This window comes from Rhodococcus sp. WAY2, from assembly GCF_009859915.1.
In the GTDB taxonomy this organism is placed as follows: Bacteria; Actinomycetota; Actinomycetes; order Mycobacteriales; family Mycobacteriaceae; genus Rhodococcus_F; species Rhodococcus_F oxybenzonivorans.
Genome location: NZ_CP046572.1, coordinates 6,166,488 through 6,179,448 on the forward strand (window position 1 = coordinate 6,166,488; position 12,961 = coordinate 6,179,448).

Sequence of the window (12,961 nt, forward strand, 5' to 3'; positions counted from 1 at the left end):
GTGGAGCTCGTCGTCGGCCGTGTCGCCAAGTCACACGGCATCAAAGGGGAAGTCGTCGTCGAGGTTCGCACCGACGAACCCGAACAGCGTTTCGCTCTCGGTGCCGTGCTGCGGGGACGGAAGCCGCGCGAGCAGAAGCTCACCACGTACACGGTAGAAGCCGCCCGGGAGCATTCCGGGCGGCTTCTGCTGCGCCTCGAGGGTGTAGCGGATCGTGCCGCCGCCGATGCGTTGCGCGGCACGCTCTTCGTCATCGACAGTGCGGAACTCGAACCGTCCGACGACCCGGACGAGTTCTACGATCACGAACTCGAGGGCCTTGCCGTTCGGCTGGCGGACGGCACTCCGGTGGGTACCGTCGTCGAGGTACTGCATTCGGCGGCAGGCGAACTCCTGTCCGTCCGTCGTGAGGGGGCGCCGGAATTACTCGTTCCGTTCGTCACCGCGATCGTGACCTCGGTGTCCGTTGCGGACGGTGTCGTCGAGATCGACCCACCGGAAGGGTTGCTCGACCCTGACTTCGGTGAATCTCCTGTCGGCGAATGAGCCGGTAACCATGCGTCTCGACGTGGTCACCATCTTCCCGGAGTATCTCGAGCCCCTTCGCGCTGCCCTGCTCGGCAAGGCGATCGACAAGGGACTCCTCTCGGTAGACGTGCACGATCTGAGGAACTGGACGCACGACGTCCACAAAGCTGTCGACGACTCGCCCTACGGCGGTGGCCCCGGAATGGTCATGAAACCCAGTGTGTGGGGACCGGCCCTGGATGACGTCCTCGCCAGGGGCGGCGACGACGCCGACACACTTCTGGTGGTCCCCACACCGGCGGGCGTCCCCTTCACCCAGGCGACGGCGGAACGCTGGGCAGGGGAGCGCCACATCGTTTTCGCCTGTGGGCGATATGAAGGCATAGACCAACGAGTCATCGACGACGCTGCCCGGCGCGTGCGGGTCGAAGAAGTCAGCATCGGCGACTACGTCCTCATCGGGGGTGAGGCGGCAGTGCTCGTCATGGTCGAGGCCTTCGTTCGGCTGATTCCCGGTGTCCTGGGCAATCAGCAGTCACACCAGGAAGATTCGTTCAGCGACGGGCTCCTCGAAGGCCCGAGCTACACCCGGCCTGCCACGTGGCGAGGACTCGACGTCCCACCGGTGCTCTTGTCGGGTGACCACGCCAAGATCGCGCAGTGGCGCCACGAGCAATCGTTGCAGCGCACCGCGGAGCGCCGGCCGGACCTGTTGCCCTGAGTCGGCCCATCGGCTGTCCCCGGTCGTCGATGCGCGCGCACCGGATCTGCTCGCGGGGGGCGACGGTCCGCACGAAACGCCGCTTTTGCGCTCCCGACCGCCTCACCGCCGACGAGGGTGTCCCCGGGTAGCGGTAGGGTCCATTTTTGTGACTCTGAAGACCGTGAACCAACGCATTGCCGAGGAGCTCGACGTCCGGGAGGGACAGGTCGCGGCCGCTGTGGACCTCCTCGACGGCGGGGCCACCGTTCCCTTCATTGCCCGTTACCGCAAGGAAGTCACCGGAACCCTCGACGACGCTCAGCTTCGCCAGCTCGAAGAACGGCTCCGCTACCTGCGTGAGCTCGACGAACGGCGCGCCGCGGTACTCGAATCGATCGAATCGCAGGGCAAGCTCGACGACCAGTTGCGCGGACAGATCATGACGGCCGAGACCAAGGCCCGGCTCGAGGACATCTATCTGCCCTTCAAGCCGAAGCGGCGCACCAAGGCGCAGATCGCCCGCGAGGCGGGTCACGAGCCTGTCGCCGATGCGCTGATCACCGATCCCGCTACCGACCCCGCGTCTTACACGGCCGAGCAACTCGAGGGTGCGCGAGCGATTCTCGTCGAGCGTTTCGCCGAGGACGCCGACCTGGTGGGCGATCTGCGCGAGCTGATGTGGACGCGCGGGAAGCTGGTTTCCGTCGTCCGCAAGGGCAAAGAGACAGAAGGCGCGAAGTTCGCCGACTACTTCGAGTTCTCCGAGCCGTTCACCACCCTCCCCTCGCACCGAATCCTTGCCGTGCTGCGTGGTGAGAAAGAAGAGGTACTGACGCTCACGCTGGCACCGGACAAGGATGAGCCGGTTCCCGGTGAACCGACCGTCTACGAGGGCCGAATCGCAAGCCGGTTCGGGATCGCCGACCGTGGCCGGCCGGCCGACAAGTGGTTGCTCGACACGGTGCGGTGGGCGTGGAAGACGAAGCTGCTCGTCACGCTGGGCATCGACGTCCGGATGAGGTTGCGTCAGTCGGCAGAGAAGGACGCGGTCGACGTCTTCGCCAACAATCTCCGCGACCTGTTGCTCGCGGCGCCGGCAGGCACCCGCGCCACGATGGGTCTCGACCCGGGTTTCCGCACCGGAACGAAGGTGGCCGTCGTCGACGCGACCGGCAAGGTAGTTGCGCACGACACCATCTACCCGCACCAGCCCCACAACAAGTGGGACGCCGCGCTCGCCACCCTCGCCGACCTGGTGGCTCGCCACGGCGTGGAGTTGATCGCTATCGGAAACGGCACCGCCTCGCGTGAGACCGACGCGCTCGCCACCGAACTGATCGCGAAGTCCGGTGCCACCAACCTCACCAAGATCGTGGTGTCCGAGGCCGGTGCGTCGGTGTACTCGGCGTCCGCGTACGCGTCGCAGGAACTGCCTGACCTCGACGTCTCCATCCGCGGCGCCGTGTCGATCGCCCGCCGACTGCAGGACCCCCTGGCGGAGCTGGTGAAGATCGACCCCAAGTCGATCGGCGTCGGGCAGTACCAGCACGACATTTCGGAGACGCTGCTCGCCCGGTCCCTCGGCGCTGTAGTCGAGGACGCGGTGAACGCGGTCGGTGTCGATGTGAACACGGCGTCCGTGCCGTTGTTGTCCCGCGTGTCCGGTATCGCAGGCTCCCTGGCCGAGAGCATCGTTGCGCACCGGGACCAGAATGGCCCGTTCCGGAGCCGCAAGGGACTCAAGGATGTCGCTCGACTCGGGCCCAAGGCGTTCGAACAGTGCGCCGGCTTCCTCCGCATCCCCAACGGCGACGATCCGCTCGATGCGTCCAGCGTGCACCCGGAGGCGTACCCGGTGGTGCGCAAGATCGTCGGCGCCAGCGGCAGCGGTGTGCGCGACGTCATCGGCAACACGGCGGTTCTCCGCCGCCTCAATCCCGCAGACTTCGTCGACGACCGCTTCGGACTGCCCACGGTCACCGACATCATCAGTGAGCTGGAGAAGCCCGGGCGCGACCCGAGGCCGGAGTTCAAGACGGCGACGTTCGCCGCGGGCATCGAAAAAGTGGCGCACCTGAAGCCCGGGATGACGCTCGAAGGCGTGGTCACCAACGTGGCAGCGTTCGGCGCCTTCGTCGACATCGGCGTGCACCAGGACGGCCTCGTCCATGTCTCTGCCATGTCTCACAACTTCGTGAAGGACCCGCGCGACGTCGTGAAGTCGGGTGATGTGGTGAAGGTGAAGGTGCTCGAGGTGGACGAGGCGCGCCAGCGCATCGGGCTGACTCTGCGGCTCGACGACGAGGTGGGCGCGGCGGCGCGCAAAAGCGAGGGCCAGCGCGGCGGGGGACAACGGCAGGATCGCCGCGGGGGCGGTAAGCCCCAGCAAGGTGGCCGCGAACGCGGCGGTCGGGATGCGCGCCCGGCCCCCGCCGGTGGCTCGATGGCGGATGCTTTGCGGAAGGCAGGCTTCGGCAAGTAATCAGCACCGTGTCGGGCACGAGCATTCGCTTTTCGATGGAGTGACCAGTTCTTTGCTGGGATAGTGGATGTCCATGTACGAATGGCTGGATCGGGAGATCGTCGGGCACGGGCGCCTGCCCCTGCTCTTCTTCCTGCTGGGGTTTCTCGGCGCCTTCCTGTTCATTCGACTGAGCGTCCGGATGATCCGCGCGGAGGTGTCGTGGTGGCCGGGGAATGTCAAGCCCGGCGGGCACCATGTGCACCACGTCGTGTTCGGTGTAGTCACCATGCTGATCTCGGGTGTCGCGCTCGTCGCCGTCTACGTGGACGGGACACAGACCACTGGCGCGGTGCTAGCCACCTTCTTCGGAATCGGCGCCGCACTGGTGCTCGACGAGTTCGCACTGATCTTCTATCTGCAGGACGTGTATTGGGCCGACGAGGGGAGGGCGTCGGTGGACGCCGTCTTCGTGGCGATCGCCGTCACAGGCCTGCTGCTGCTCGGACTCAGACCGCTCGAGTTGATGGACGTCACCAGTTTCCGTGACTCACCCGATCCGTGGGTTCGGGTGGCGATCGGCGTGCTTTCCGTGGTCAATCTGCTCATCGCCGGCGTGGTGCTGCTCAAAGGGAAGATCTGGACCGGGCTGCTGGGTCTGTTCATTTTTCCGATCCTGCTAGTGGGTGCCATCCGGTTGAGCAGGCCGAGCGCGCCGTGGGCCCGCTGGCGATACACCAGCAAGCCCAAGCGAATGCTTCGCGCGCTCGAGCGCGAACGGAAATTGCGCCGGCCGGTGATCCGGGCCAAGATCTTCGTGCAGGACTTCATCGCGGGGACTCCGAGCGCCGAGCACGTGAAGGAGGCTGCCGAGCACGCCAAGGTGGCCGCGGAGGCGGAACTCGACGAGGTGGTGCATCCGGCGCCCCCGCCGATTTCGTCGCGCGCGGTCGCGTCTGGCACAATGGACGGGTTGCCTGGACCAGGCAGCATTACGTGAACTGGGCACGAACCAGACGAGCAACGGCGTTCCACGAACGTCCGGGTGCCGCTCGGTTCCTCTGCTCCTGCGAATACGCAAGGATGGAACACCGATGAACACGCTCGATTTCCTGGACAAGAAGTCCCTCCGCGACGACATCCCCGACTTCCGTCCCGGTGACACCCTGAACGTGCACGTCAAGGTCATCGAAGGCTCGAAGGAGCGTGTGCAGGTCTTCAAGGGTGTCGTCATTCGCCGCCAGGGCGGCGGCGTCCGCGAGACCTTCACCGTCCGCAAGGTGTCCTTCGGCGTCGGCGTCGAGCGCACCTTCCCCGTGCACAGCCCCAACCTGGCCCAGATCGAGGTCGTCACCCGCGGTGACGTCCGTCGCGCCAAGCTGTACTACCTCCGCGATCTCCGTGGCAAGGCTGCCAAGATCAAGGAAAAGCGCTGAGCTTTCCCAGAAGCCCGGCACTGCGTTCGCGCAGTGCCGGGCTAATCTGATTTCGTGACAGATTCTTCGAAGGAGCGGGCATTGTCGTCGGAATCCGATACCACCGGCGATCCCGCGGTCGCATCCGCCCCTGCAGGTGCGACAAAGCCGGAGAAGAAGCCCCGCTCTTTCCTGCGCGAGTTGCCGATCCTCATTCTGGTCGCGCTCGTGCTGAGTTTTCTTCTGCAGACCTTTATCGCCCGCGTCTATCTCATCCCGTCGGAGTCGATGGAACCCACCCTTCACGGATGTGCCGGGTGCACCGGCGACCGCATCGTGGTCGAAAAGGTCGGTTACCACTTCGGTGAACCTCAGCCGGGTGACGTCATCGTTTTTCGTGGTCCCGACTCCTGGTCGCAGGATTTCGTCTCCATTCGTTCCTCGAATGTGGTGGTTCGCGGCGCCCAGGAACTCGGTTCATTGGTCGGCCTCGTGCCGCCGGACGAGAACGACCTGGTCAAGCGAGTAATTGCCACCGGCGGCCAAACCGTCGAATGCTGCGACGAACAGGGACGCATCCTCGTCGACGGCAAACCCCTCGACGAGCCGTACGTCGTGACGGACTTCCCGTTCGTGCCCGGTTCGCAGGCCTGCGACACCGCGCTGAAATCGGCGCGCTGCTTCGGTCCGGTTACCGTCCCGGAGGGGCACGTGTGGGTGATGGGTGACAACCGCAGCAATTCGGCGGACTCGCGGTATCACGTCGGCGACGACATGCAGGGCACCATTCCGCTCGACAACGTCATCGGCAAGGCGGTCGTCATCGCATTGCCACCGTCGCGGATGGGCACCATCAGCTCCCCCGATATTCAGGGCAAGTGACTTCCTGGCCGCCACGTATCGTCATCCGCAGGTCGGCTGGTCTGCGGACGATGGAATCGGCCCTCATTCGTAGCGGGCTGGGGCCGGTGGCGGGCGTGGACGAGGCAGGCAGGGGAGCATGTGCGGGTCCACTCGTCGTTGCGGCCTGCGTCCTGGCCCCGAAGCCCTATCCCGCCCTGGCTCGGCTCGACGACTCCAAGAAGCTCACCGAGCGGACGCGTGAGGAGCTCTACCCGGCTATCACCCGGCTTGCCCTGGCATGGAGTGTCGTGTCCATTTCGGCCGAGGAGGTCGACCGCATCGGAGTACACGTGGCCAACATCGAGGGCATGCGTCGGGCGGTTGCCGGGTTGTCCACCACGCCGGGTTACGTCCTCACCGACGGTTTCCGCGTGCCGGGCATCCCCGCTCCCTCCTTGCCGGTCATCGGTGGTGACGGCGCGGCGGCATGCATCGCGGCCGCGAGCATCCTGGCGAAGGTCACCCGCGACCGCGTCATGGTGGAGATGGACGACGAGTATCCGGGTTACGGGTTCGCGATCCACAAAGGCTATTGCACATCCGCACACACGAGCGCGCTCGAGGCGTTGGGCCCCTGTCGCGAGCACCGCCGGTCGTGGGCGAACGTCGCCGCGGTACGGAACCGAGTGCAGGGCACCGCGGCACCGAGTGGATAACCGTTCGGAAAGTGCGAGATGATGACTATTCACACCAGAGCAGGAGGACTCCGAGACCGATGAGTGCCGAGGATCTCGAGAAGTACGAAACCGAGATGGAGCTGTCGCTCTACCGCGAGTACCGGGACATCGTCGGTCAGTTTTCTTATGTCGTGGAGACCGAGCGCCGGTTCTATCTGGCCAACTCGGTGGAGTTGCTGCCGCACAACGCGGACGGTGAAATCTACTTCGAGCTGCGCATGTCCGACGCGTGGGTCTGGGACATGTATCGGCCCGCGCGGTTCGTGAAGTATGTCCGGGTCATCACCTTCAAGGATGTGAACATCGAGGAACTGGACAAACCCGACCTGCGGCTGCCCGACAACGGGTTGTCCTGAGGTTTCGTCCACGTACGATCAGCCGATGGCCGAACAGAGGCGCGTTGCGCTCGCTCTGGGCAGCGGGGGAGCGCGCGGTTATGCGCACATCGGAGCGATTCAGGTGCTCGAGGAGCACGGTTTCGAGATCGTCGGGATTGCGGGGTCGTCCATGGGCGCTCTTGTCGGGGGTGTGTACGCGGCCGGAAAGCTCGACGACTTCACGCGCTGGGCGTTGAGCCTGACTCAGCTCGATGTGATGCGCCTGCTGGATCTGTCGGTCTCGGCTCCCGGTGCCATTCACGCGGAGAGAATTCTCCACAGAGTTCGTGAGGTTCTGGGCGAGGTCCGGATCGAGGACCTTCCTATTCCGTATACCGCGGTCGCGACCGATCTGGCAGCGGGACGATCGGTGTGGTTCCAGCGGGGGCCTGTCGACGCCGCGATCCGAGCATCGATCGCCATCCCCGGAGTTATCACGCCCTCCGTGCTCAATGGTCGCGTACTTGCCGACGGCGGGGTGCTCGATCCGTTGCCGTTGGCCCCCCTCGTGGCTGCGGGGCCGGCGCTCAGAATCGCGGTCAGTCTGGGTGCCGACGACAGGGAAAACCGGTCTCAGGCTCCCGAGAACGCGAGCGCGGACTCCCGACCTGTCGACGAGTGGCTCGCGAGGTTCCGCCGCAGTACTGCCCAGCTACGTGAACTGGATATCGTGCGATCGGTCGTCGGCCGATTCGGTACTGCCCATGCCGAGCTCGATTCGCTGGACGACACGGTCGAGATGCCGGGCGGGGACAGCGTGAATGCGGACGGGGCGATGGCTGTTCCCAAGTTCAGCCGATTCGCAGTGATGAACCGCTCGCTGGACATGATGCAGGCAACACTGGCCCGATACCAGCTCGCTGCGTACCCACCGGACGTCCTCGTCCGCATTCCGCGCACCGCATGTCGCAGTCTCGACTTCCATCGCGCGGCGGAGATGATCGAACTGGGTCGCGCCCGCACCGAAAGTGCCCTTGCTGATGCCGGACTGACTCCCACGGTCGAGGACTCTGCCGGCGTCACCGGATCGGACACCGGTATGTCGGGGACCTAACCCCGCTCCGAACCGAGGTCGTAGGTCGAGCCGTCTCGGCGAGTCACCCGCAGAGCGAGGATGCCGTGGGCGTTCATCAGGCGGCACACGTCGTCGCGATCGTCGTAGAAGACGCTCACCCGTAGCTCCCGGCACTTGTCGAGTTTCAGTTCGGGTGCTTGGCGCGGATGGTCGAACCTGACCTCGTACACCGGTATGGCGGTACTGAATCCCAGTGTCCGGACGTCACGTTCGACGGTGCCTGCGGTGCGATCCCCGACGGCGGAGATGATGACCACGTCGTGGCCGGCCGACCGATGCATGTCGGCGAGCTCGCGAAAATACTCGGGATAGTGGCTGATGACCTGCCAATAGTCGAATCCGACCACCATGGCGCCGACTCTCCTTCTCGTTCTCCGGTGCACGTTCTTTCGTCCAGCATTCCGCCCGGTAGGGTCGGCCGCCAGCGAAGTTCGAATCGTGATGTGTTTTCCGAGCTTGACACGATTGACCAGCGGTTCGAGTGCTGATCCGAGGCGTAGATCGCCTAGTTGTCCACAACCTGTGGTTGCTCCACAGGTCAATCTTTTCGACCAGCTCGCAGGGTCCCGCACGATTCGCCCTGCGGCACAGTGAGGCAGGGGCGCGGTCCGCATCGGTGGACCGCCGGGGGAGTCGACGGAGGCTGCGATGGCGCACAATCTTGCGCTCGGCGCACATGGGGAAGATCTGGCGGCCCGGTATCTCACCGATGCGGGTTTGGAGATCGTCGACCGCAACTGGCGGTCGCGGTACGGGGAGGTCGATCTCATTGCAGCAGAGGGTGACTGGCTCGTATTCGTCGAGGTGAAGACACGCCGCGGTCTCGGTTTCGGTAGCCCGGCCGAGGCGGTGACGTTCTCCAAGCAGCGAAGGATCCGATTGCTGGCGGTGGAATGGCTGCGCGACTCGGGCCGGCACTGGTCCCGGGTGCGGTTCGATGTCGTTGCGATCATGGTGAACCGTGCCGGGGAACCACAGATCGAGCATGTCCGGGACGCGTTTTGATGGCGCTGGGGCGCGCGCATTCGGTAGCGGTGACGGGGGTGGACGGTCAACTGGTGGAAATCGAGGCGGACATCGGACGCGGTCTTCCGGCCGTGCACCTCGTGGGACTGCCGGACACGGCGCTACAGGAGGCGCGCGACCGAATTCGCGCCGCCGTGACCAATTCGGGCGAACAGTGGCCGGATTCGAAGGTCATCCTGGCCTTGTCGCCGGCGACCTTGCCGAAAGTCGGGTCCGTATACGACCTCGCATTGGTGGCGGCGGTGCTCGATGCGGCCAAGCAGGTCAAGCGGGATCGGCTCCGTGAGACGGTGTTGCTCGGCGAACTCGCGCTCGACGGCCGGCTTCGTGCGGTGCGCGGTGTGCTCCCTGCGGTTCTCGCGGCCAAGAACGCGGGATGGTCGACGGTCGTGGTACCCGTGCAGACCTTGCCCGAGGCCGGACTCGTCAGCGGGATCGAGGTCCTGGGCGCGCGTGATCTGCGGTCCGCTGTCGCATGGATGCGCGGCGAGTACGAACTCGAGTATCCCGAACCGACGGAGCGTCTGATTCAGCCTGTGCGCGGTGACCTCAGCGAGGTGGTCGGTCAAGCGGAGGCGCGCTGGGCCATCGAAGTTGCTGCGGCGGGTGCGCACCACCTCATGCTCACCGGTCCACCCGGAGTCGGCAAAACGATGCTGGCACAGCGGCTTCCGGGCATACTGCCACCGCTGACCGAAGACGAGTCGCTCGAGGTGACCGCGATTCACTCGGTGGCGGGCCTGCTGCCACCGGATAGGCCGCTGATCGACGTCCCACCCTTCATCGCGCCACACCACACGGCTACGGTCAGCGCTCTCGTCGGCGGGGGCAGTGGCGTCGCGAGGCCGGGCGCCGTGAGCCGTGCACACCGGGGCGTGCTGTTTCTCGACGAATTCGCCGAAATCGGCACCAAGGTACTCGAGGCCCTTCGTACGCCCCTGGAGGACGGCGAGGTGCGGATCGCCCGCCGGGACGGTGTGGCGCGCTACCCCGCTCGTTTCCAGTTGATCCTCGCCGCGAACCCGTGTCCGTGTGCCCCGGCCCGTGAGGCCGACTGCATCTGCGCTCCGACGGCGAGGCGGCGGTATCTGGGGAAATTGTCGGGGCCGCTCCTCGATCGTGTGGACCTGCGTGTGCGGATGCAGGCGGTGGCGACCGGCGCGTTCATCGACGAGATCGGTGAGAGCACCGAGAACGTCCGCCGGCGGGTGGCCGATGCCCGCGCCGCGGCCGGGGAGCGCTGGTACGACCACGGTTGGCGTACCAACGCCGAGGTGCCGGGGCCGGCTCTGCGCCAGAAGTTCCGCTTGTCCCGGCCCGCACTCGCACCGGTGGAGCGTGCGCTGCAGAAGGGAATGATCACCGCGCGTGGCGCCGATCGGGCACTGCGGGTGGCATGGACGGTAGGCGATCTGGCCGGTCTCGCGATGCCCGGACCGGAGCAAGTGGTGACTGCCTTGGGATTTCGTGATCGGAGTTTTCAATGACTGTGGAGATCCGCGGCGGTACCGACAATCGGCCGGGTGCGCACGATCCGCGCCGGTTGGCCTGGGCCTATCTGTCTAAGGTGGTGCAAGGTCCGTGCCCGGCGCTGTCGCGACTCGTCGACGAGGTGGGACCGGAGGAGGCTGCGCGCGCGGTACGTGAACGGGATCTGTCGGAGTTGCTGGGGGAGAAGACTGTTGCGCGGGCGCACGTAGATACTGCTGACCACGACCTCGATCTGGTGACCGGGATGGGTGGTCGGCTCATCACTCCCGACGACGACGAGTGGCCACAGTGGCGGCTACTCGGGTTCGACACTCTGTCGGCGTCGCGGGAGGACGGCGCGCCGTTTGCGCTGTGGGTGCTGGGTTCACGTTCGCTGACCGAGCTGACTGAACGTGCGATCTCTGTTGTGGGCACCCGCGCGGCGAGTGGCTACGGCGAACACGTCACTGCAGAGCTGGCGGGTGACCTCGCCGTCGACGGTTGGACCATTGTGTCGGGGGCGGCGTTCGGGATCGATGGCGCCGCGCATCGGGCGGCGTTGGGTGTTGGTGGTCTGACCGTGGCGGTGCTGGCATGCGGAGTGGACCGGGCGTATCCGGCCGGTCATGCCCGCTTGTTGCGCCAGATCGCGCAGAACGGCGCGGTGATCAGTGAGTATCCGCCGGGGACGACACCGGCGAAGTACCGGTTCCTTGCCAGGAACCGGCTTGTGGCGAGCTTGTCCGACGGTGTCGTCGTGGTGGAGGCAGGGTGGCGCAGTGGCGCCCGGAACACGGCGAGTTGGGCGCGCAAGCTCGGGCGCCCGGTGATGGCGGTGCCGGGGCCGGTGACGTCGGTGTCCTCGACAGGGTGCAATCGCATGATCCGGGAGGGGGAGGCTCGTCTGGTGGCGAATGCGGTGGATGTGGTCGACGAGGCAGGTCCGATCGGGTTGCGTGCGGGAGTCGATGGTGATGTCGAACGCGATCTCGATGCCGTGCGTGCTCTCGACGGACTGTCGGGGGATGCGTTGCTGGTGTACGAGGCGTTGCCGGCGCTCGGTGCCAGCGGAGTGCGAGAGCTGTCGGAGGCCTCCGGCATCGCGGTCGAGAAGGTGCGGGCGGTGCTGCCGATGCTCGAAATGGAAGGTTTCGTGGACTCCGGCGACACGGGGTGGTCGCGGCAGCGATGAAGATGGTCGGCGCTTCGTTCGGTGACGTGAAGCGCGAGTCGAAGCACCCGATCGGCTACGAGCTGAGGTACAACTTTCGTAGTGCGCACCTCCCAATCGCAGACGAACCGGCAAGGTTCGGGATCACGTAAAGGAGTGAGACATGGGATCAGCGGGTGATCTGTGGCGGAACTTCGTCGCACACGTGTTGAGCTTGTTGATTGCGTCCGGCTCGTAGAGCCGAAAGCGGTGGGGTCCGATCCTCTTCAAAACGGGTCGGAGTCCCGCTGTGCGAGGCCGTTGGTTACCCCTCCTGTACCGTAGTTAGGTAAGACTAACCAACTTGATGTGTAGTGGAGAGGTGACGTATGGCCAAGCCGAGTGCCACATTGACCGTTCGCCGGACCGAGTGGCTTACCCCCCACATGGTTCGAGTTTTCCTGGGTGACCCGGGATTCGACAGCTTTGTGCCCAACGTATTCACCGACGCCTACGCAAAGCTCGAGTTCGGCCCCAGCGAACAGCCCACGCTCCGCACGTACACGATCCGCTCGGTGAACTCTGTCGAGCGGGAGATCGCCATCGACTTCGTGGTCCACGGCGACGCCGGCGTCGCAGGGCCGTGGGCGGCAGCCGCCACGGCGGGTGACACTGTGCGGCTTCGGGGTCCCGGCGGCGCCTTCGCTCCGGACAGCGCGGCCGACTGGTACTTGTTCGCCGGCGACGAGACCGCGATCCCCGCCATCTCGGCGTCGGTCGAGAAGCTCGACACGGCGGCGAAGGGGTACGTCTTCCTCGAGGTGGCAGGACCGGAAGACGAGGTCGGCTTCGACGCACCGGCAGGGGTCGACATAGCGTGGATACACCGCGGTGACACAGCAGACCGAATCGGTGACGACGCGTCCGGAGACAGCGCGCCTCTTATCGAGGCGGTGAAGAACGCCGACTGGTTGTCCGGCAATCCGCAGGTCTTCATCCACGGCGAAGCCCAGGCCGTCATGCACAATCTGCGGTCCTATGTGCGACACGAGCGCGGAGTGCCGGCCTCCTCCGCATCGATCTCCGGCTACTGGCGTCGCGGGCGCACCGAGGAAGGCTTCCGCGTGTGGAAGTCGGAACTCGCCGCCAGCGAGGGCGCCGCGCGCTGATCTTCGC

14 protein-coding genes are annotated in these 12,961 nt (G+C 65.7%); 13 read left to right on the forward strand and 1 reads right to left on the reverse strand.

The features are described from left to right. The 9 genes from rimM to GFS60_RS27785 all read left to right on the forward strand — a co-directional run bounded on the left by rimM (position 1) and on the right by GFS60_RS27785 (position 8,118). Entirely contained in the window at positions 1-546 is a 546-nt protein-coding gene (gene rimM / locus GFS60_RS27745) for a ribosome maturation factor RimM (protein WP_159927602.1), read from the forward strand. A gap of 10 nt (positions 547-556) precedes the next feature. Continuing rightward, on the forward strand, positions 557-1,249 hold the full coding sequence (trmD, locus tag GFS60_RS27750; RefSeq protein ID WP_159926142.1) for a tRNA (guanosine(37)-N1)-methyltransferase TrmD: 693 nt from the start codon (positions 557-559) through the stop codon (positions 1,247-1,249). 148 nt (positions 1,250-1,397) lie between these two features. Beyond that, positions 1,398-3,713 (forward strand): Tex family protein, encoded by a 2,316-nt coding sequence (locus tag GFS60_RS27755; protein WP_201453464.1) that lies wholly within the window; start codon positions 1,398-1,400, stop codon positions 3,711-3,713. 73 nt (positions 3,714-3,786) lie between these two features. Continuing rightward, complete coding sequence (locus tag GFS60_RS27760; protein ID WP_159927606.1) at positions 3,787-4,692, forward strand: hypothetical protein; 906 nt, start codon at positions 3,787-3,789, stop codon at positions 4,690-4,692. Positions 4,693-4,786: 94 nt separating this feature from the next. Further along, entirely contained in the window at positions 4,787-5,128 is a 342-nt protein-coding gene (rplS, locus tag GFS60_RS27765; RefSeq protein ID WP_072687550.1) for a 50S ribosomal protein L19, read from the forward strand. Between the two features lie 81 nt (positions 5,129-5,209). Further along, positions 5,210-5,989 carry a signal peptidase I gene (gene lepB / locus GFS60_RS27770; protein ID WP_109330959.1) on the forward strand — a complete coding sequence of 260 codons (780 nt, stop codon included), beginning with the start codon at positions 5,210-5,212 and terminating at the stop codon, positions 5,987-5,989. Next, positions 5,986-6,666 (forward strand): ribonuclease HII, encoded by a 681-nt coding sequence (locus tag GFS60_RS27775; RefSeq protein WP_109330957.1) that lies wholly within the window; start codon positions 5,986-5,988, stop codon positions 6,664-6,666. The genes lepB and GFS60_RS27775 overlap by 4 nt, the downstream gene beginning before the upstream one ends. A gap of 59 nt (positions 6,667-6,725) precedes the next feature. Then, positions 6,726-7,043 (forward strand): DUF2469 domain-containing protein, encoded by a 318-nt coding sequence (locus GFS60_RS27780; protein WP_005240496.1) that lies wholly within the window; start codon positions 6,726-6,728, stop codon positions 7,041-7,043. A 25-nt stretch (positions 7,044-7,068) separates the two neighbouring features. Beyond that, entirely contained in the window at positions 7,069-8,118 is a 1,050-nt protein-coding gene (locus GFS60_RS27785) for a patatin-like phospholipase family protein (protein ID WP_159926144.1), read from the forward strand. On the opposite strand, the gene GFS60_RS27790 is transcribed toward GFS60_RS27785, so the two are convergent. Next, positions 8,115-8,489, reverse strand: a complete 375-nt coding sequence (locus GFS60_RS27790) for a hypothetical protein (RefSeq protein WP_109330953.1) — start codon at positions 8,487-8,489, stop codon at positions 8,115-8,117. The two genes, GFS60_RS27785 and GFS60_RS27790, sit on opposite strands and share 4 nt — an antisense overlap. Positions 8,490-8,787: 298 nt before the next feature. On the opposite strand from GFS60_RS27790, the gene GFS60_RS27795 reads away from it, so the two are divergent. The 4 genes from GFS60_RS27795 to GFS60_RS27810 all read left to right on the forward strand — a co-directional run bounded on the left by GFS60_RS27795 (position 8,788) and on the right by GFS60_RS27810 (position 12,954). Next, complete coding sequence (locus GFS60_RS27795; RefSeq protein WP_159926146.1) at positions 8,788-9,144, forward strand: YraN family protein; 357 nt, start codon at positions 8,788-8,790, stop codon at positions 9,142-9,144. After that, entirely contained in the window at positions 9,144-10,652 is a 1,509-nt protein-coding gene (locus GFS60_RS27800) for a YifB family Mg chelatase-like AAA ATPase (protein ID WP_159926148.1), read from the forward strand. The genes GFS60_RS27795 and GFS60_RS27800 overlap by 1 nt, the downstream gene beginning before the upstream one ends. Further along, the gene (dprA, locus tag GFS60_RS27805) at positions 10,649-11,827 is read left to right on the forward strand and encodes a DNA-processing protein DprA (RefSeq protein WP_159926150.1); all 1,179 of its coding nucleotides are present in this window, start codon (positions 10,649-10,651) and stop codon (positions 11,825-11,827) included. Before GFS60_RS27800 ends, dprA begins: the two co-directional genes overlap by 4 nt. 347 nt (positions 11,828-12,174) lie before the next feature. Further along, positions 12,175-12,954, forward strand: a complete 780-nt coding sequence (locus GFS60_RS27810; protein ID WP_159926152.1) for a siderophore-interacting protein — start codon at positions 12,175-12,177, stop codon at positions 12,952-12,954. The last annotated feature ends 7 nt before the right edge of the window (positions 12,955-12,961 follow it).

What these genes read in the sequence shown, in the direction of transcription:
- dprA (WP_159926150.1), top strand. Translation starts at nt 10,649, where the DNA reads ATGACTGTGGAGATCCGCGGCGGTACCGACAATCGGCCGGGTGCGCAC.
- GFS60_RS27800 (WP_159926148.1), top strand. Translation starts at nt 9,144, where the DNA reads ATGGCGCTGGGGCGCGCGCATTCGGTAGCGGTGACGGGGGTGGACGGT.
- GFS60_RS27760 (WP_159927606.1), top strand. Translation starts at nt 3,787, where the DNA reads ATGTACGAATGGCTGGATCGGGAGATCGTCGGGCACGGGCGCCTGCCC.
- GFS60_RS27795 (WP_159926146.1), top strand. Translation starts at nt 8,788, where the DNA reads ATGGCGCACAATCTTGCGCTCGGCGCACATGGGGAAGATCTGGCGGCC.
- GFS60_RS27810 (WP_159926152.1), top strand. Translation starts at nt 12,175, where the DNA reads ATGGCCAAGCCGAGTGCCACATTGACCGTTCGCCGGACCGAGTGGCTT.
- GFS60_RS27780 (WP_005240496.1), top strand. Translation starts at nt 6,726, where the DNA reads ATGAGTGCCGAGGATCTCGAGAAGTACGAAACCGAGATGGAGCTGTCG.
- trmD (WP_159926142.1), top strand. Translation starts at nt 557, where the DNA reads ATGCGTCTCGACGTGGTCACCATCTTCCCGGAGTATCTCGAGCCCCTT.
- rplS (WP_072687550.1), top strand. Translation starts at nt 4,787, where the DNA reads ATGAACACGCTCGATTTCCTGGACAAGAAGTCCCTCCGCGACGACATC.
- GFS60_RS27790 (WP_109330953.1), bottom strand. Translation starts at nt 8,489, where the DNA reads ATGGTGGTCGGATTCGACTATTGGCAGGTCATCAGCCACTATCCCGAG.
- GFS60_RS27785 (WP_159926144.1), top strand. Translation starts at nt 7,069, where the DNA reads ATGGCCGAACAGAGGCGCGTTGCGCTCGCTCTGGGCAGCGGGGGAGCG.